Raw genomic sequence first — 17,343 nt, 5'->3', positions numbered from 1 at the left:
TACTTCGAAAACTGTGTTCGCGGGGCTTCGCTCAGAGCGACGCGAGCGATTCCTTGGCGGCGGCGACGGTGTGCTCGGTGGTCATCCCGAACTCGCGGAACAGCGTCTTGTAGTCGGCCGAGGCACCGAAGTGCTCGATCGACACGCTGCGGCCGTGGTCGCCCACGTACTTGCGCCAGCTGAGGTCGAGGCCGGCCTCGATGGAGACACGGGCCTTGACGGAGGACGGGAGCACCGACTCCTTGTACTCGTCGCTCTGCTCTTCGAACCATTCGAGGCTCGGAGCCGAGATGACGCGCGCGTTGATGCCGTCGGCCTTCAGTGCCTCGCGGGCTTCCACCGCGAGCTGCACTTCGGAGCCGGTGGCGATGAGCAGCACATCCGGGGTGCCGCCCGGCGCCTCGGCAAGCACATACGCGCCCTTGACGACGTTCTTCGCGGAGGCGAAGGTCTCGCCCGTCGCCTCGCCGTCGCCGCGCTCGAAGACGGGGAGGTTCTGACGGGTCAGCGCGATGCCGGCCGGTCCTTCGCGGCGCTCGAGGATGTTCTTCCAGGCGTAGGCGACCTCATTGGCATCGCCCGGGCGCACCACATCGAGGTGCGGGATGGCGCGGAGGGTCGAAAGCTGCTCGATCGGCTGGTGCGTCGGTCCGTCTTCGCCGAGGGCGACCGAATCGTGCGTCCAGACGAAGATCGATGGAACCTTCATGAGCGCCGCCAGACGGACCGCGGGGCGCATGTAATCGCTGAAGATCAGGAACGTGCCGCCGAACGGGCGGGTCGGCCCGTGCAGCACGATGCCGTTGAGGATGGCGGCCATCGCGTGTTCGCGGATGCCGAAGTGCAGCACGCGCCCGTACGGGTTTCCGGTCCACTCGTGGGTCGAGTGCTCGGTGGGCACGAAGGATGCCGCACCCTCGATCGTCGTGTTGTTCGACTCGGCGAGGTCGGCCGAGCCGCCCCACAGCTCCGGGATGACCGGGCCGAGAGCGTTCAGCACCTTGCCGCTGGCGGCGCGGGTCGAGACGTCCTTTCCGGCCTCGAACACTGGGAGGGCGGCCTCGACGCCATCCGGGAGCTCCCCGGTGGCGAGGCGGTCGAGGAGCTGCTTGCGCTCCGGGTTGGCAGCGGCCCAGGCGTCGAAGGCGGTCGTCCACGCGGCGCGCTGTTCGGCGCCACGCTCGACGGCCTTGCGGGTGTGCTCGATGACCTCGGGGTCGACCTGGAAGGTCTGCTCCGGGTCGAAGCCGAGGATCTCTTTGACGGAGCGCAGCTCGTCGGCGCCGAGGGCGGAGCCGTGGATCTTGCCCGTGTTCTGCTTCTTCGGTGCCGGCCAGCCGATGATGGTCTTCAGGATGATCAGCGACGGCTTGTCGGTGACACCCTGGGCGGCGACGATGGCGTCGTTGAGCGCCTGCACGTCTTCTTCGTAGACGCCGGTCTTCTTCCAGTCGACGACCTGGACGTGCCAGTGGTACGCCTCGTAGCGCGCCTTGACGTCTTCGGTGAAGGCGATGTTGGTGTCGTCCTCGATCGAGATCTGGTTGCTGTCGTAGATCGCGATGAGGTTGCCGAGCTGCTGGTGACCGGCGAGCGAGGAGGCTTCGCTGCTCACGCCCTCCTGCAGGTCGCCGTCGCCGGCGATCACGTAGACGAAGTGATCGAACGGGCTGGTGCCCGCGTCGGCCTCCGGGTCGAACAGCCCGCGCTCGAACCGGCTCGCGTAGGCGAAGCCGACGGCCGAGGAGATGCCCTGGCCGAGAGGACCGGTCGTGATCTCCACGCCGTCGGTGTGGCCGTACTCGGGGTGCCCGGGCGTGAGCGAGCCCCAGGTGCGGAGCGCCTTGAGGTCGTCGAGCTCGAGGCCGTAGCCGCCGAAGTAGAGCTGGATGTACTGGGTCAGCGAGCTGTGGCCCGCCGAGAGGATGAAGCGGTCACGCCCCAGCCAGTGCTGGTCGTGAGGATCGCGTCGCATCACCTTCTGGAACAGGAGGTAGGCCGCGGGGGCAAGGCTCATGGCCGTTCCGGGGTGACCGTTGCCCACCTTCTCCACTGCATCGGCTGCGAGAACGCGAGCGGTGTCTACTGCCTTGTTGTCAATGGGATCCCATTGCAGAGCTGCCACGTGAAAACTGACCCTTCGTCGAGATGGTGAGGGCCCTGTGAGGTCCCGCACCGGTTGAGGTAGTGCGCGCCGTGGACGTCATCGGCACCGCGGCAGGATCCGTTCGCGTCCCGTTCGTGAACGGGAGGACGGAGGCGGCCTTCGGCTGGCGAGCACCTCCAAGTATAGGTAACACGCACGAAACGTGGAGTGTTCCCCCGGTCGGTTGTCGAAGTACCTCGCAGACCAGGCGCGCGGGCACAGTATCGTAGAATCGTCGGGGATCGCCGAGCAGTTAGAGGAGCAATGGACGTCGCTGTAGAGAGCCGTGTCGAATCGGGCCGCATCGGCGTCCGTCGCAAGCTGAAGGCGTATGTCTCGCTCACCAAGCCTCGCGTGGTCGAGCTGCTGCTGGTGACGACGGTTCCGACGATGATCCTGGCTGCGCACGGCATCCCGAACCTCTGGCTCGTTCTCGCCACTGTTATCGGCGGCTACATGAGTGCGGGCTCCGCCGGAGCGTTCAACTGCTACTTCGACCGCGACATCGATCGTGTGATGAAGCGGACGAGCAAGCGCCCGCTCGTCACCGGCGAGCTGTCCGATCGCGAGGCGCTCGTCTTCGCCTGGGCGCTGGGAGCGGCGTCCATCCTGGTGCTCGGGTTCTTCGCCAACTGGTTGGCCGCCGGGCTCTCGCTCGTCGCGATCCTGCTCTACGTCGTCTTCTACACTCTGATCCTGAAGCGGCGCACTCCGCAGAACATCGTCTGGGGCGGGGTGGCCGGATGCATGCCGGTGCTGATCGGCTGGGCCGCCGTCACCGGCTCGCTCGACTGGGCGCCGTTCATCCTGTTCGGCGTGATCTTCCTCTGGACGCCGCCGCACTACTGGCCGCTCTCGATGAAGTACCGCTCCGACTACAAAGAAGCGGGAGTGCCGATGCTGGCCGTCGTGCGCGGCCGCGCGGTCGTCGGGCTGCAGGTGATCCTGTACGCCTGGGCGATGGTCGCCTGCTCGCTGCTGCTCATCCCGGTCGCCCACATGGGTGTGGTCTACACGGCGGTCTCCCTGGTGGCCGGCGGCTGGTTCCTCTACGAATCGCACCGCCTCTACAACCTCGCGATCCGGCACGCGGCCGTCTCGCCGATGCGGGTATTCCACGGGTCGATCGCCTATCTCACCCTGATCTTCCTGGCTGTCGCGATCGACCCGCTTCTTCCGTTCTAGTCCGCCCGCGATGACGGCGACGCTGCGCACGGCACGACTGCTGCTCGATGCTCCGCGCGAATCCGACATCGACGCCGTCTACGACGCCTGTCAGGACGCCGAGATCCTCCGCTGGATCCCTGTGCCGATCCCGTACACCCACGCGGATGCCGAGTTCTTCGTCCGCAGCTATGTGCCGCACGGCGAAGCGAGCGGCCAGTTCACCGTGTGGGCGCTCCGCGCCGACGATGCGCCTCTGCTCGGCGTCGTCGAGGTGCGCAAAGACGAGGCCCCCGGCTCGGCGTCGCTCGGCAGCTGGCTCGCGCCTGAGGCGCGGGGGCGAGGCTACATGCGCGAAGCGCTCACTCGCGTCGTGGACCACTCGATGGCCGAGACGGGGATGGGCTACACCCGATTGCGGTGGGAGCATCTTCTGGGCAATACGGCGAGCGAACGACTCGCCGAGTCGGTGGGCTTCGCGCCGTCGGGGGTCCGCGAGATCGAATTCCGTGGGGAGTCGCTTCTCGCTCGGGTCTTGACGCTCCCGGCATCCACCCACGATCGTCTCGGTTAACATTGAGCGTGCCTCGAACCCCGTTCTCCCTTCTCGCCGACCGCTACACCCTGAGTCCCCGCTCGTTGCGCTGGGCGACGACGGCCGCCCTGATCGTGAGCATCATCATCGTGTTCAGCGGGGGAGTCGTGCGGGTGACCGGATCCGGTCTGGGCTGCCCGACCTGGCCCGCCTGCGAGACGGGGTCACTGACCCCGACCGCGGCACTCGGCGTGCACGCGATCATCGAGTTCACCAACCGGATGATGACCGGAGTGCTCTGCGTGGCCGTCGGCTGGGTGATCGTCGCCGCCCGATTGCAGAGTCCACGCAACCGCACCATGACGCGCCTCGCCTGGTCGCAGTTCTGGCTGGTGGTCGCCAACGCGATCGCGGGCGGCGTCACCGTGCTCACCGAGCTCAACCCGTACATCGTCGCGTTCCACTTCATGATGGCGATCGCCCTGCTGACGACCGTCGCCCTGACCTGGCATCGCGCGCACGTCGGCGAGTCGAGCGACACGGCGATCCCGCGAGTGGCCCGCATCCTGAGCTTCGCGCTCGTGGCGTGCACACTGCTGCTCATCCTCGTGGGAACGCTCGTCTCGGGGTCAGGCCCGCATTCCGGCGATTCGGCCGATGTGCCGCGGATGGCATTCAACTGGACAGGGATCACCATCGTGCACGGCATCCTGGGCACCGCGACCCTGGTGCTCGCGGTGGTGCTCCTGGTCGTGCTGCGCCGGGTGCCCGGCGCCGTGCTCTCGCGCCGGCGTACCGTCGCGTTCATCGTCGTCGTGCTGCTGCAGGCCGCTGTCGGGCTCGTGCAGTCCCTGATCGGCCTGCCGGAATGGCTGGTGGCCGTTCACCTGCTGGGCGCGGCGCTCGTCTGGGTCGGCGTGCTGCGGGTGCTGCTCGACGTGAACCCGACGCTGTTCCCCACCGTCACGGTCTCACCCCGTCAGCCGGCCGACGCATTCGCGAAGTGACCGACGGGTCGCCGCGCCCCTGTCAATTCCGTGACACTTCGCCGTGAGGCGGCCGCCAGCCTGTACAATATGGGAGTTCGAGAAGCACGCGTTGAACGCGTGCGTCTGCACCTCATCTGAGGTGCAGCCGGGGCACCGTGGCCCATGTTCCCGGGCATTCTAGGTACGCACACCAGCCACCCGCACAATCGCACCCTCAACCGGACGACGCCTGTCGCCCCGGGGCGGGGAATGAGCCGGAATGATAGCCGGTTACGAGTGGTAGGAAACGAGGTTGAATATGTCAGACGTCCTGATTGACCGCCCCGAACTCAACAGCCTTGGGCAGTATGAGTTCGGCTGGGCGGATTCCGACGCCGCGGGTGCCTCCGCGCGTCGCGGAATCTCGCCGGAGGTGGTGACCGACATCTCCGACCTCAAAAACGAGCCGGAGTGGATGCTCCAGCGCCGGCTCAAGGCACTCCAACTCTTCGAGCGCAAGCCGATGCCCGCCTGGGGGGCCGACCTGTCGGAGATCGACTTCGACAACATCAAGTACTTCGTGCGGTCGACCGAGAAGCAAGCCCAGACCTGGGAAGACCTGCCCGACGACATCAAGAACACATACGAGAAGCTCGGAATCCCCGAGGCCGAGCGTCAGCGTCTGGTCTCCGGCGTCGCCGCGCAGTACGAGTCCGAGGTCGTCTACCACCAGATCAACGAGGAGCTCGAGGCTCAGGGCGTGATCTTCATGGACACCGACACGGCGCTGCGCGAGCACCCCGAATTCTTCGAGGAGTACTTCGGCACGGTCATCCCGAGCGGCGACAACAAGTTCGCGGCGCTCAACACGGCTGTCTGGTCGGGCGGCTCATTCGTCTATGTGCCTCCGGGCGTGCACGTCGAGATCCCGCTGCAGGCCTATTTCCGCATCAACACCGAGAACATGGGCCAGTTCGAGCGCACGCTGATCATCGCCGACGAGGGCAGCTACGTGCACTACATCGAGGGATGCACGGCCCCGATCTACAAATCGGACTCGCTGCACTCCGCCGTGGTCGAGATCATCGTGAAGAAGAACGCCCGTGTTCGCTACACGACGATCCAGAACTGGTCGAACAACGTCTACAACCTGGTGACCAAGCGCGCCACGGCCGCCGAGGGCGCGACGATGGAGTGGATCGACGGCAACATCGGCTCCAAGGTGACGATGAAGTACCCATCGATCTACCTGATGGGGGAGCACGCTAAGGGCGAAACCCTCTCCGTGGCCTTCGCCGGCCCCGGCCAGCACCAGGATGCCGGCGCCAAGATGATCCACATGGCGCCGTACACACAGTCGTCGATCGTCTCCAAGTCGATCGCCCGCGGTGGCGGCCGGGCCGGATACCGGGGTGAGGTGCGGGTGGACGCCACCGCGCACCACGCCGCGAACACCGTGCGCTGCGATGCACTGCTCGTCGACTCGATCTCCCGGTCGGACACCTACCCGGCCATCGACATCCGTGTCGACGATGTGCAGCTCGGCCACGAGGCGACCGTCTCTCGGGTCAGCGAGGAGCAGCTCTTCTACCTCATGTCGCGGGGCCTTCCCGAAGACGAAGCGATGGCCATGATCGTGCGCGGCTTCATCGAGCCGATCGCCCGCGAGCTCCCGATGGAGTACGCACTCGAACTCAACAAGCTCATCGAGATGGGAATGGAGGGCTCCGTCGGATGACCGCCCTCACCACCTCTCGCCGAAAGGACATGTCGGCTCAATGACCTCCGCCAGCACTCCGACGAAGACCATCGAAACCGAAACCCCGCGGCACCTGCGTAGCGCTGTGCCCGTTCAGACGCGGTCTGACCGGTTCAAATCCACCACGGTGTCCGACTTCCCGGCCGTCACCGGCCGCGAGGTCGACTGGAAGTACACTCCGGTCGGGCGGCTCGCCGAGCTCATCTCCGGTGACCTCGACGGCTCGCCGTACGCGTTCGACCTCACCGAGGCCGCGGGGATCAGCGCATCCTGGGTCGATCGGGACGATCCCCGCATCGGGTCCGCCGGCAAGCCGGAGGACCGCGCGAGCGCCAACGCCTGGTCGGCCTTCGAGAAGGCCCTCCTGATCTCCATAACCGGAGACGACACCAAAGAGGCAACACTCACCCGATCCGTTCTGGGCGCGACGGCCCGCGGCGCACACACCGTGATCGAGACGGCCCCGAACAGCCATGCCACCCTGATCCTGCAGAACACAGGCGCCGCGCACCTCACCGAGAACGTCGAGATCGTCCTGGGTGATGCCTCGCAGCTCACGCTCGTGACGGTGCAGGAGTGGGACGACGACGCGCTGCATGCTGCAACGCACTTCGCCACGATCGGCCGGGACGCGAAGCTCAAGCATGTCGCCGTCACGCTCGGCGGCGGCGTGGTGCGGCTCAACCCGGCGGTCCGCCTGGCCGGCACGCGATCCGACGCCGAACTGCTCGGTGCCTACTTCGCCGATGCCGGTCAGCACCTGGAGCAGCAGGTCTACGTGTTCCACGAGGCTGCCGAGACCCGCAGCCGGGTGACATACAAGGGGGCCCTGCAGGGCGCCGGAGCGCGCACGGTGTGGATCGGCGATGTGCTGATCGGGCCGGGAGCCGTCGGAACCGACACGTACGAGCAGAACCGCAACCTCGTTCTCACCGATGGCGCGCGCGCCGATTCGGTTCCGAACCTCGAGATCGAGACCGGCGACATCGTCGGTGCCGGCCACGCCAGCGCGACGGGCCGGTTCGACGACGAGCAGCTCTTCTACCTGCAGTCGCGCGGGATCACCGAAGACGAGGCCCGGCGCCTCGTCGTGCGCGGATTCCTCTCCGAAATCGTGCAGCAGATCGGCTCCCCGGCTCTGCAGGAGCGGCTCCAGGCTGCCATCGAGGCGGAGCTGGACGCCGTCGCGGTGGCCGTCTGATGGCGGCGAGCAGAGTCTGCACGGCCGACGAGCTCGTGATCGACCAGGCCTCCCGCGTCGTCGTCGACGGTGTACCGATCGCGCTCGTGAAAGACGCCGCCGGTGACATCCACGCCATCGGCGACACGTGCACGCACGGCGAGATATCGCTCTCCGAGGGCTTCGTCGAGGGGGACACCCTCGAGTGCTGGGCGCACGGCTCGCAGTTCTCGCTCCTCACGGGCAAGCCCGTCAACCTGCCGGCGTACGAGCCGGTCCCCGTCTTCCAGGTCGAGTTGATCGACGGAGACGTCTACATCGACCCGACCGCAATGAAAGAGATTTAGAGTCATGTCAGTTCTTGAGATCCGCGACCTCCATGTGACCGTCGAGACGGAGCAGGGCGTGAAGCCCATCCTCAACGGCGTCGACCTCACCATCCGGGAAGGCGAGATCCACGCGATCATGGGCCCGAACGGTTCGGGCAAGTCGACCCTGGCCTACACGATCGCCGGCCACCCCAAGTACACCGTCACCGGCGGAACGATCACGCTCGACGGGGAGGACGTGCTCGCCATGACCGTCGACGCCCGCGCCCGCGCCGGTCTCTTCCTGGCGATGCAGTACCCGGTCGAGATCCCCGGTGTCACGAACACGAACTTCCTGCGCACCGCTAAGACCGCGATCGAGGGAGAAGCTCCGTCGATCCGTTCCTGGGTCAAAGATGTGCGCGAGTCGATGGACAAGCTCCGCATGGACAAGTCGTTCGCCGAGCGCAACGTCAACGAAGGTTTCTCGGGCGGCGAGAAGAAGCGCAACGAGATCCTTCAGCTCGAGCTGCTGAAGCCGAAGTTCGCGGTGCTCGACGAGACCGACTCCGGTCTCGACGTCGACGCGCTCAAGGTCGTCTCGGAGGGCGTCAACCGTGCGAAGGCGAACACGGGCCTCGGGATCCTGCTCATCACCCACTACACGCGCATCCTCCGCTACATCAAGCCGGACTTCGTGCACGTCTTCGTTGCCGGCCGTGTCGCCGAACAGGGCGGTCCGGAGCTCGCCGAGCGTCTCGAAGAAGAAGGCTACGACCGCTTCGTGGACGCGCCGGAGCCGGCCAAGGCCGATGCCGCCGAGCTGACCGAAGCGTAAGCTGCCACTATGCCAGCGACACTAGCGCCGGCCCTCTTCGACCAGGTCGAAGAGGCGCTGAAGAACGTGATGGATCCCGAGCTCGGGATCAACGTCGTCGACCTCGGGCTGATCTACGACCTGGCCTGGGACGACGAGAACAACGCACTCATCATCTCGATGACGTTGACCTCTGCCGGCTGCCCGCTCACCGACGTGCTCGAGGAGCAGACCGCCGAATCGCTCGACGGCATCGTCGAGGCCTTCCGCATCAACTGGGTGTGGATGCCGCCGTGGGGTCCCGAGCGGATCACCGATGACGGCCGCGACATGATGCGGGCCCTCGGCTTCGCGATCTAGCTTCACCCGACGAGGGGTCGCAACACGCCGCCTGGCTTTCGGGTCGGACGGCGCGTTGCGACCCCTCGTCGCTGGTGCCGAGGTCGGTGCCGATCAAATATACTGAGATCTTCCCCCACGACGAACGAATTGGATGACGCCTGTGCTCACCGTGCAAGACCTTGAGCTCAGAGTCGGCGCCCGCCTTCTGATGGAGGGTGTCACCTTCCGTGTCGCCGCCGGGGACAAGATCGGTCTCGTCGGACGCAATGGCGCCGGCAAGACCACTCTCACGAAGGTCCTCGCCGGCGATCTGCAGCCCTCGGGCGGCAAGGTCGAGCGCAGCGACGAGATCGGCTATCTGCCGCAGGACCCGCGCTCCGGCAACCTCGACGATCTGGCCCGCACGCGCATCCTCGATGCCCGGGGCCTGGGGTCGATCGTGATCGGCATGCACCAGGCCACTCTCGACATGGCAAGCCCCGACGAGGCGGTCTCCGCCGAGGCGATGAAGACGTATGGGCGGCTGGAGGAGCGGTTCCACACGCTCGGCGGGTACTCCGCCGAAGCGGAGGCCGCGTCCATCGCGAGCAACCTCAACCTGCCCGATCGCATCCTCGACCAGCAGCTGAAGACCCTCTCCGGTGGTCAGCGTCGCCGGATCGAGCTCGCCCGCATTCTGTTCTCGGATGCGCAGACCCTCATCCTCGACGAGCCGACGAACCACCTCGACGCCGACTCCGTCGTCTGGTTGCGCGACTTCCTCAAGAACTATTCGGGCGGGTTCATCGTGATCTCGCACGATGTCGAGCTCGTCGGCGAGACCGTCAACCGTGTCTTCTACCTCGACGCGAACCGCCAGCAGATCGACATCTACAACATGGGCTGGAAGAACTACCAGCGCCAGCGTGCGGCCGACGAGGAGCGCCGCAAGAAGGAGCGCGCCAACGTCGAGAAGAAGGCGGGCGTGCTGCAATTGCAGGCGGCCCGCTTCGGGGCGAAGGCGTCGAAGGCCGCGGCCGCCCACCAGATGGTTGCTCGTGCTGAGAAGATGCTCTCCGGTCTCGAAGAGGTGCGCGCCGTCGATCGGGTGGCGAAGCTGCGCTTCCCGACCCCGGCCCCGTGCGGTCGCACGCCGTTGCAGGCGAGCGACCTCTCGAAGAGCTACGGTTCGCTGGAGATCTTCACGGCGGTCGACCTCGCGATCGATCGCGGTTCCAAAGTCGTGGTGCTCGGCCTGAACGGCGCGGGCAAGACCACCCTGCTCCGGATGCTCGCGGGCGTCGACAAACCCGACACCGGGCAGATCGAGCCCGGGCACGGCCTGCGCATCGGCTACTACGCCCAGGAGCACGAGACGATCGACGTCGAGGCCTCTGTGCTGCAGAACATGGTGTCGTCGTCGCCGAATCTCACTGAGACCGAGGCCCGACGGGTGCTCGGCTCCTTCCTGTTCACGGGCGACGACTCGCACAAGCCGGCCGGGGTGCTCTCCGGCGGCGAGAAGACGCGCCTCGCTCTGGCGATGATCGTGGTGTCCGGCGCGAATGTGCTGCTGCTCGATGAGCCGACGAACAACCTCGACCCGGCGAGCCGGGAGGAGATCCTCGATGCGCTCGCGCACTACGAGGGTGCCGTGGTCCTCGTCAGCCACGACGAGGGGGCTGTTGAGGCGCTGAACCCGGAGCGGGTGCTCATCCTGCCCGACGGTGTGGAAGATCACTGGAACAAGGACTATCTCGACCTGATCTCGCTGGCGTAGCGAGCCGTCGCCCGCCTCAGGGCTGGGCGCCGGCCCGATGGCCGACGCCTAATGTGTGGCGTCGAGCAGGTCGTCTTCCACGTCGGCGTCGGTGCGCTTGAGTGCACGCCTCCGGGCCCGTTCCGCGGCGCGGGCGCGCTCCTCCGGGTCGTCTTCGTTGAGCTTGCGATACTCGGTTCGCAGCGCGTAGCCGAGGCCGAAGAAGCCGATCAGAGCGAAGATGATCCACTGGATCATGTACGACCAGTGCAGTCCTTCATCCTGGGTCGGAGGGTCGGTGACGGTTGGGGCCGGCGCTGTGGCCGGCGAAGGCTTCTGAGAGTCGAGCAGCCCGTAGGCGCCGGTGTAGAGGTCGACATTCCCGAGGTGCTGCTGGACGACGGAGAGCTGGATGGTGCCGATCTGGTTGCCCGTCGCCGAGCGGCCCGCGATGGCCGGTTCGCTGGGCTTCAGCCGGGCGACGACCGTAACTGTGCCCGCTGGCGCCGACGGTACCGAGTCGGGTGCGTCTGTGGTGTTCCCGGTGGGAACCCATCCGCGGTCGACGAGGAACAGTGAGCCGTTCGCCGTGCGCAACGGCGTGAGCACCTCGAAGCCGGGACTGCCGTTGAACGGACGATTGCGCACGAGCATCTCGCGATCGCGCTCATACGTTCCCGTCACTGTGACGCGTCGCCACTCCTGGTCGGCCTTGAACGAGCCGAGCGTCGGAAGCTCGGAGGTGAGCGGGGCGGGATGCGAGTAGAAGTTCGCCGAGATCAGGGCGTTCGCGGCGGCCGCTTCCTTGCTCCGGGCGAGTTGCCAGGCCGACAGGCCGGCGCAGGCGATCGCGAAGGCGATCGCGAAGGCCAGGTAGCCCAGCCAGCGTCGGGAGAAGGCGAAACGCCAACCGGCAGTCGTGCTCACGCGCTGCGCCTCGCATCCGGTATCGGTTCGGAGGCGGGAGCCTCGGTCACGGCCACCACGCGCACGGGGAAGTCGCGAGCCGAGAGGTACTCACGCAGGAAATCGACGTGTTCGTCGCAGGCGAGCCAGACCTTCACCCGGTCGGCCGAATGAATCTTGGGGTTGCGCCATTCGACACGCCACGCCGAGGTGCTTCCGCAGCCGGCGCGTGAGCATATCAACGGCTCCGGCTCTGAGAACCCGATCACTCGTCGTTCCCTTTCGTCTCGTCGCGCGGCCCCGCGGGCGGCGGAGGCGTCATCGGAAGGATATTGCCCGGACGCTGAACGTCACCTCTGCGCGGGTCCGTCGAGACGTTCGCGACGACCACGGCGAAGTACGGCAGGAACACGGCGCCGGCGGCCGGGATGAGCACCCACCAGCCGGGGACGAACACGATCGCGATCACGCACACCACGCGAATGCTCATCGCCACCATGTATTTGACCATACGGTGGTGCCTCTCCTCGTCGGGCGAGAGCGGGAGAGTGGTGATCGAGGGTTGCTGGTGTCTCATGTGCGTTGTCTCAAGACTACGTCCATCCGAGCGTGGTGGGCGGTGCCCATAAACTGGGACGCGATCGTTCGACGGGCACAGGGCCCCGACGGCTGGAGGGAAACCGGATGACAACGCCACGCACCGTGCTCATAACGGGCGGAAACCGCGGGATCGGATACGCGATCGCGGAAGAGTTCCTGGCGCAAGGGCACCGCGTCGCCGTGACGGCGCGTTCCGGCGAAGGTCCCGAGGGTGCGCTGACTGTTCGTGCGGATGTGACCGACAGCGCGGCTGTCGATGCGGCATTCGCGGAGATCGAGCAGAAGCTCGGTCCGGTCGAGGTCGTCGTCGCCAATGCCGGCATCACGCGCGACACGCTGCTGCTCCGGATGAGTGACGAAGACTTCGACACCGTCGTCGACACCAACCTCGGCGGTTCATTCCGCGTGGTCAAACGGGCCTCGAAGGGCATGCTCAAGGCCCGCTTCGGGCGCATCGTGCTGATCTCCAGTGTCGTGGGTCTCTACGGCTCCGGCGGTCAGGTCAACTACGCCGCGTCCAAGGCCGGTCTGGTGGGAATGGCGCGCTCGATTACGCGCGAGCTCGGCGCGCGCGGCATCACAGCGAACGTCGTAGCCCCCGGGTTCATCGAAACCGATATGACGGCGGCGCTGCCGGAGACGCAGCAGGCCGAGTACAAGCGCAATATCCCGGCCGGGCGTTTCGCCACGGCCGGTGAGGTGGCCAAGGTCGTCGCGTGGATCGCCGGCGACGACGCCGGCTACATCTCCGGTGCGGTCATCCCCGTCGACGGCGGCCTCGGAATGGGCCACTGACCCGTCTGCGGTCTCAACCGCGAAGGCCGAGGAGAGGCAGGATCTGGCTCAGGTCTTGACGGTCCACCACGATGTCCGCTTCGGCGCGCACCCGCGGTTTGGCGTTGAAGGCCACGGCAAGGCCGGCGACCGCCATCATGCGCAGGTCGTTGGCGCCGTCGCCGATCGCGATCGTGCCGCGCAATAGGATATCCGCGGCGGCTGCCCACTCGGTGAGGGCGGCGGCCTTGGCATCGGCGTCGACGATGGGCCCGGCGAGGCCGCCGGTCAGGATGCCGTCGACGACTTCGAGGCGGTTGGCCCGCCAATGATCGAGACCGAGACGGCGGCCGAGCGGGTCGAGGGTTTCGTGGAAACCGCCGGAGACGACCCCGACCAGCCCGCCCGCGGCGTGAACTCCGGCGATGAGCTCGGGAACACCGTCGGTGACCCGGATGCGTTCGCCCACCCGTGTGAAGACCTCGGATGACAGGCCTGCGAGCGTACTGACCCGTTCGCGCAGACTCTGCTCGAAGTCGAGTTCGCCGCGCATGGCCCGTTCGGTGATGTCGGCGACCTCGGTGCGCGCACCGGCCTCCTCGGCGAGCAATTCGATGACCTCGTCATGGATGAGGGTGGAATCGGCGTCGAGCACGACGAGGAAGCGGGCGGATGTTCTGTTGTGGATGCGGGGGAGAGGACTGCTCATGGAACGACGTGCACTCCCTTGCCGACGACGGTGAGGCCGGAGTCGGTCACGGTGAACCCGCGTGCCCGATCGCGATCGTGGTCGAGGCCGATGCTCGCACCCTCGGCGACCACCACATCCTTGTCGAGGATGGCCCGGCCGACGAACGCATTCGGTTCGATCACGGCCCGCTCGAAAACGACGGAGTCGACGACTTTGGCACCGGAGTCGACCTTGCTCCACGGTCCGAGCACGCTGCGTTCCAAATGGGCTCCGGAGATCACCGAGCCGAGCGAGATGATCGAGTCGATCGTCGTGCCGAGCGCCCCGCGTCCGTCACGCACGATCTTCGCGGGCGGCGAGTTCAGCTGCTGGCTGAAAATGGGCCATTCGCTGTTGTACAGGTTGAACACGGGGAGGGCGGCGATCAGGTCTTGGTGGGCTTCGAAGAACGAGTCGATGGTGCCCACGTCCCGCCAGTAGTAGCGGTCGCGGTCGGTGGAACCCGGAACGTCGTTGCGATTGAAGTCGTAGACGCCGGCCTCGCCGCGGGCGACGAAGTCGGGGATGATGTCGCCGCCCATGTCGTGGTTGGAGTCGGGCCGGTCGGCGTCACGAACGACCGCGTCGATGAGCGCGTCGGCGTCGAAGACGTAGTTGCCCATCGAGGCGAGCACCTCGTTCGGTGAATCGGGCAAGCCGATCGGGTCGGAGGGCTTCTCGCGGAAGGCGCCGATGTGATCGGGGCGCTGGGCGTCGACCTCGATCACGCCGAACTGGTCGGCGAGGCCGATCGGCTGGCGGATGGCGGCCACGGTCGCGGGGGCGCCGGAGGCGATGTGGGCCTCGATCATCTGACCGAAGTCCATGCGATACACGTGATCGGCGCCCACGACCACGACGATGTCGGGCTTCTCGTCGCGCAGGAGGTTGAGGCTCTGCAGAATGGCGTCGGCCGAACCGCTGAACCAGCGCTTGCCGAGCCGCTGCTGGGCGGGGACGGAGGCGATATAGGAATTCAGCATCCCGTCGAGCCGCCAGGTCTGCGACACGTGGCGGTCGAGGCTGTGCGACTTGTACTGGGTGAGAACGACGATCTGGCGCAGCTGTGAGTTGATGAGGTTCGACAGGGCGAAATCGATGAGCCGGTACTGCCCACCGAACGGCACGGCAGGCTTCGCCCGGTCTGCCGTGAGGGGCATCAGGCGCTTGCCTTCGCCACCCGCGAGAACAATGCCGAAGATCTTCTTGCCTGCCATGCCACCAGAGTAGAGGCAACCCGGGTGGTGTACTAGCGTTCACGTCATGCGCGTCGACCTTCTCACCCGTGAATACCCGCCCGACATCTACGGCGGTGCCGGGGTGCACGCCACCGAGCTCGTCCGTGCGCTGCGAACCGATACTCAGGTGATCGTGCGCTGCTTCGGGGAGCCCCGTCACGAGGCGGATACGGTCGCCTATCGGGTGCCGGCCGAGCTTGCCGGGGCCAACGGCTCTTTGACGACGCTCGGGGTCGATCTGCAGATGGCGCAGGATGCCGGCGGCGCCGATGTCGTGCACTCGCACACGTGGTACGCGAACGGCGCAGGCCATCTGGCCAAGCTGCTGCACGGCATCCCGCATGTGGTCACCGCGCACAGCCTGGAGCCGCTGCGACCGTGGAAGGCGGAGCAGCTCGGCGGCGGGTACCGCGTCTCGAGTTGGATCGAGAAGACCGCGTTCGAGGGGGCCGATCGAGTCATCGCGGTCAGCGAGGGGATGCGGCGCGACATCCTGACGTCGTACCCGTCGCTCGACCACGAGAAGGTGACCGTCGTCTACAACGGGATCGACCTCGAACGGTGGAGCCCGCTCCACGACCCGGAGCGAGCCCGCGCGCTCGGCATCGACCCGGATCGACCGGCCGTCATCTTCGTCGGCCGGATCACGCGGCAGAAAGGGCTGCCGTATCTGCTGCGTGCCGCGCGGCTGCTGCCGAAAGACGTGCAGCTCATTCTCTGCGCCGGGGCGCCGGACACGCCGGAGATCCTCGCCGAGGTGACCCGCGGAGTCCAGGCGCTGCAGGCCGAACGCGACGGCGTGGTGTGGATCGACCGGCTGCTCACGCAGGAGGAGTTGCGGATCGCTCTCACCGCAGCCACCGTGTTCGTCTGCCCGTCCATCTACGAACCGCTCGGCATCGTGAACCTGGAGGCCATGGCGTGCGCGCTGCCGGTCGTGGGAACGGCGACGGGAGGCATCCCGGAGGTGATCGTGGACGGTGTGACCGGCCGACTTGTCCCGATCCGACAGGCGACAGATGGAACAGGAACCCCGACGGATCCGGACGCGTTCGTGGCCGACCTCGCAGCGGCCCTGATCGCCGTGGTGAGCGACCCGGAGCGGGCCGAGCTGATGGGCCGGGCCGGACGGCTGCGAGCCGAGACCGACTTCAGCTGGGAGTCGATCGCGGAGCAGACACGGGCGATCTACCGGTCACTGGCGGGCTGACGTCGCCGGTAGGCTAGAGGTCATGGCCAGCGTTCTCAAGCTTGAAAATGTCTCCGTCGTCCGTGACGGGAATACGATTCTCGACTCGGTCGACTGGACGGTCGAACCGGAAGAACGCTGGGTCGTGCTCGGCCCGAACGGAGCCGGAAAGACCACGCTGCTGCAGATCGCGGCCGCCGCTCTCCACCCGACCTCGGGGGAGGCAGCTGTGCTCGGCGAATCGCTCGGACACAGCGATCTGGCCGAACTGCGGCCGCGGCTGGGCTTCGCCTCGAGTGCGCTCGCCCGGCGCATCCCGCGCACCGAGTCCGTGCTCGATGTGGTGATGACCGCCGCCTATGCCGTGACCGGCCGCTGGAACGAAGAATACGAGGAGATCGATGAGCGTCGAGCGCACCGCGTGCTCTCGGAGTGGAACCTCGACCACATCGCCGACCGTGCCTTCGGCAGCCTGAGTGACGGCGAGCAGAAGCGGGTGCAGATCGCCCGCGCGGTGATGACCGACCCGGAGATCCTGCTGCTCGACGAGCCGGCGGCCAGCCTCGACCTCGGCGGTCGTGAGGAGCTGCTCCAGCTCCTCGGCGGGTACGCCAGCGACCCGCGCTCGCCCGCCATCGTGATGGTCACCCACCACGTGGAGGAGATCCCGCTCGGCTTCGGCAACGCCCTGCTGCTCACAGACGGGGCCGTCGCCGCCGCCGGAGCATTGGGCGATGTGATCACCGCTGAGCGTCTGAGCTCGACCTTCGGCCTCGACATCGAGCTCAGCGAGCAGGGCGGTCGCTACTCCGCCCGGGCGCGTCAAGCCACGGCGGAGTGAACATTCTGCTAAAGTAGGTAGCTGGCCGTCGAGCTGCGATGCTCTGTGCCGACATGCTTCCCGCCCCGGCCGACAGGCCTGGGGCATGACCAAACAACACTACGCAAC

18 protein-coding genes are annotated in these 17,343 nt (G+C 66.8%); 12 read left to right on the top strand and 6 right to left on the bottom strand.

The annotated features are described in order from the left end of the window. Positions 1–31: 31 nt before the first annotated feature. Positions 32–2,125 (bottom strand): transketolase, encoded by a 2,094-nt coding sequence (tkt, locus tag K5L49_RS03240; RefSeq protein WP_223690581.1) that lies wholly within the window; start codon positions 2,123–2,125, stop codon positions 32–34. Between the two features lie 285 nt (positions 2,126–2,410). Between tkt and K5L49_RS03235 the strand changes: the two genes are divergently transcribed. The 9 genes from K5L49_RS03235 (at position 2,411) to K5L49_RS03195 (ending at position 10,978) form a co-directional block, all read left to right on the top strand. Then, positions 2,411–3,331: a heme o synthase gene (locus K5L49_RS03235; RefSeq protein WP_223690580.1), complete on the top strand. Its 921-nt coding sequence runs from the start codon at positions 2,411–2,413 to the stop codon at positions 3,329–3,331. Positions 3,332–3,341: 10 nt separating this feature from the next. Next, on the top strand, positions 3,342–3,884 hold the full coding sequence (locus K5L49_RS03230; RefSeq protein WP_223690579.1) for a GNAT family N-acetyltransferase: 543 nt from the start codon (positions 3,342–3,344) through the stop codon (positions 3,882–3,884). An 8-nt stretch (positions 3,885–3,892) separates the two neighbouring features. Continuing rightward, complete coding sequence (locus K5L49_RS03225) at positions 3,893–4,852, top strand: COX15/CtaA family protein (protein WP_223690578.1); 960 nt, start codon at positions 3,893–3,895, stop codon at positions 4,850–4,852. A gap of 280 nt (positions 4,853–5,132) precedes the next feature. After that, positions 5,133–6,551 carry a Fe-S cluster assembly protein SufB gene (sufB, locus tag K5L49_RS03220; RefSeq protein WP_223690577.1) on the top strand — a complete coding sequence of 473 codons (1,419 nt, stop codon included), beginning with the start codon at positions 5,133–5,135 and terminating at the stop codon, positions 6,549–6,551. 40 nt (positions 6,552–6,591) lie between these two features. Beyond that, entirely contained in the window at positions 6,592–7,773 is a 1,182-nt protein-coding gene (gene sufD, locus K5L49_RS03215) for a Fe-S cluster assembly protein SufD (RefSeq protein WP_223690576.1), read from the top strand. Then, a complete protein-coding gene (locus tag K5L49_RS03210; RefSeq protein ID WP_223690575.1) occupies positions 7,773–8,099 on the top strand; it encodes a non-heme iron oxygenase ferredoxin subunit in 327 nt (108 codons plus the stop codon). Before sufD ends, K5L49_RS03210 begins: the two co-directional genes overlap by 1 nt. A gap of 4 nt (positions 8,100–8,103) precedes the next feature. Beyond that, entirely contained in the window at positions 8,104–8,898 is a 795-nt protein-coding gene (gene sufC / locus K5L49_RS03205) for a Fe-S cluster assembly ATPase SufC (protein ID WP_223690574.1), read from the top strand. Between the two features lie 9 nt (positions 8,899–8,907). Further along, positions 8,908–9,237: a metal-sulfur cluster assembly factor gene (locus K5L49_RS03200; RefSeq protein WP_223690573.1), complete on the top strand. Its 330-nt coding sequence runs from the start codon at positions 8,908–8,910 to the stop codon at positions 9,235–9,237. 142 nt (positions 9,238–9,379) lie between these two features. Beyond that, positions 9,380–10,978, top strand: coding sequence for an ABC-F family ATP-binding cassette domain-containing protein (locus tag K5L49_RS03195; RefSeq protein WP_223695228.1), 1,599 nt, complete (start codon positions 9,380–9,382; stop codon positions 10,976–10,978). A gap of 48 nt (positions 10,979–11,026) precedes the next feature. Here K5L49_RS03195 and K5L49_RS03190 read toward each other — a convergent pair whose 3' ends face one another. From K5L49_RS03190 to K5L49_RS03180, 3 genes are read right to left on the bottom strand one after another with little or no spacing between them, the layout of a single operon-like run. After that, positions 11,027–11,884 carry an SURF1 family cytochrome oxidase biogenesis protein gene (locus K5L49_RS03190; RefSeq protein ID WP_223690572.1) on the bottom strand — a complete coding sequence of 286 codons (858 nt, stop codon included), beginning with the start codon at positions 11,882–11,884 and terminating at the stop codon, positions 11,027–11,029. Further along, on the bottom strand, positions 11,881–12,132 hold the full coding sequence (locus K5L49_RS03185) for a hypothetical protein (RefSeq protein WP_223690571.1): 252 nt from the start codon (positions 12,130–12,132) through the stop codon (positions 11,881–11,883). The genes K5L49_RS03190 and K5L49_RS03185 overlap by 4 nt, the downstream gene beginning before the upstream one ends. Continuing rightward, positions 12,129–12,440 (bottom strand): DUF3099 domain-containing protein, encoded by a 312-nt coding sequence (locus tag K5L49_RS03180; protein WP_223690570.1) that lies wholly within the window; start codon positions 12,438–12,440, stop codon positions 12,129–12,131. The genes K5L49_RS03185 and K5L49_RS03180 overlap by 4 nt, the downstream gene beginning before the upstream one ends. 107 nt (positions 12,441–12,547) lie before the next feature. On the opposite strand from K5L49_RS03180, the gene fabG reads away from it, so the two are divergent. Further along, positions 12,548–13,258 (top strand): 3-oxoacyl-ACP reductase FabG, encoded by a 711-nt coding sequence (fabG, locus tag K5L49_RS03175; protein ID WP_223690569.1) that lies wholly within the window; start codon positions 12,548–12,550, stop codon positions 13,256–13,258. Between the two features lie 13 nt (positions 13,259–13,271). Here the strand turns inward: fabG and serB are convergent, their stop codons facing one another. Both serB and K5L49_RS03165 read right to left on the bottom strand, forming a co-directional pair. Beyond that, the gene (gene serB, locus K5L49_RS03170; RefSeq protein ID WP_223690568.1) at positions 13,272–13,946 is read right to left on the bottom strand and encodes a phosphoserine phosphatase SerB; all 675 of its coding nucleotides are present in this window, start codon (positions 13,944–13,946) and stop codon (positions 13,272–13,274) included. Further along, positions 13,943–15,184 carry a glucose-1-phosphate adenylyltransferase gene (locus K5L49_RS03165; RefSeq protein ID WP_223690567.1) on the bottom strand — a complete coding sequence of 414 codons (1,242 nt, stop codon included), beginning with the start codon at positions 15,182–15,184 and terminating at the stop codon, positions 13,943–13,945. Before K5L49_RS03165 ends, serB begins: the two co-directional genes overlap by 4 nt. Before the next feature lie 46 nt (positions 15,185–15,230). On the opposite strand from K5L49_RS03165, the gene glgA reads away from it, so the two are divergent. Together glgA and K5L49_RS03155 are read left to right on the top strand one after the other, a co-directional pair. Continuing rightward, a complete protein-coding gene (gene glgA, locus K5L49_RS03160) occupies positions 15,231–16,415 on the top strand; it encodes a glycogen synthase (RefSeq protein WP_223690566.1) in 1,185 nt (394 codons plus the stop codon). 22 nt (positions 16,416–16,437) lie between these two features. Next, entirely contained in the window at positions 16,438–17,235 is a 798-nt protein-coding gene (locus tag K5L49_RS03155; protein WP_223690565.1) for an ABC transporter ATP-binding protein, read from the top strand. Positions 17,236–17,343: the final 108 nt, after the last annotated feature.

The sequence above is a fragment of the Leifsonia poae genome, from assembly GCF_020009625.1.
GTDB classification, from domain to species: Bacteria; Actinomycetota; Actinomycetes; order Actinomycetales; family Microbacteriaceae; genus Leifsonia; species Leifsonia poae_A.
The sequence above is the reverse complement of the archived record's forward strand: the minus strand, read 5'-3'. Positions and strand labels throughout refer to the sequence as shown.

Bases quoted from the DNA above. Each gene is read 5' to 3' on its own strand.
- K5L49_RS03180 (WP_223690570.1), bottom strand. From the start codon at position 12,440: ATGAGACACCAGCAACCCTCGATCACCACTCTCCCGCTCTCGCCCGAC.
- K5L49_RS03235 (WP_223690580.1), top strand. From the start codon at position 2,411: ATGGACGTCGCTGTAGAGAGCCGTGTCGAATCGGGCCGCATCGGCGTC.
- fabG (WP_223690569.1), top strand. From the start codon at position 12,548: ATGACAACGCCACGCACCGTGCTCATAACGGGCGGAAACCGCGGGATC.
- K5L49_RS03230 (WP_223690579.1), top strand. From the start codon at position 3,342: ATGACGGCGACGCTGCGCACGGCACGACTGCTGCTCGATGCTCCGCGC.
- sufD (WP_223690576.1), top strand. From the start codon at position 6,592: ATGACCTCCGCCAGCACTCCGACGAAGACCATCGAAACCGAAACCCCG.
- K5L49_RS03210 (WP_223690575.1), top strand. From the start codon at position 7,773: ATGGCGGCGAGCAGAGTCTGCACGGCCGACGAGCTCGTGATCGACCAG.
- K5L49_RS03200 (WP_223690573.1), top strand. From the start codon at position 8,908: ATGCCAGCGACACTAGCGCCGGCCCTCTTCGACCAGGTCGAAGAGGCG.
- sufB (WP_223690577.1), top strand. From the start codon at position 5,133: ATGTCAGACGTCCTGATTGACCGCCCCGAACTCAACAGCCTTGGGCAG.
- glgA (WP_223690566.1), top strand. From the start codon at position 15,231: ATGCGCGTCGACCTTCTCACCCGTGAATACCCGCCCGACATCTACGGC.
- sufC (WP_223690574.1), top strand. From the start codon at position 8,104: ATGTCAGTTCTTGAGATCCGCGACCTCCATGTGACCGTCGAGACGGAG.
- K5L49_RS03165 (WP_223690567.1), bottom strand. From the start codon at position 15,184: ATGGCAGGCAAGAAGATCTTCGGCATTGTTCTCGCGGGTGGCGAAGGC.
- K5L49_RS03155 (WP_223690565.1), top strand. From the start codon at position 16,438: ATGGCCAGCGTTCTCAAGCTTGAAAATGTCTCCGTCGTCCGTGACGGG.
- serB (WP_223690568.1), bottom strand. From the start codon at position 13,946: ATGAGCAGTCCTCTCCCCCGCATCCACAACAGAACATCCGCCCGCTTC.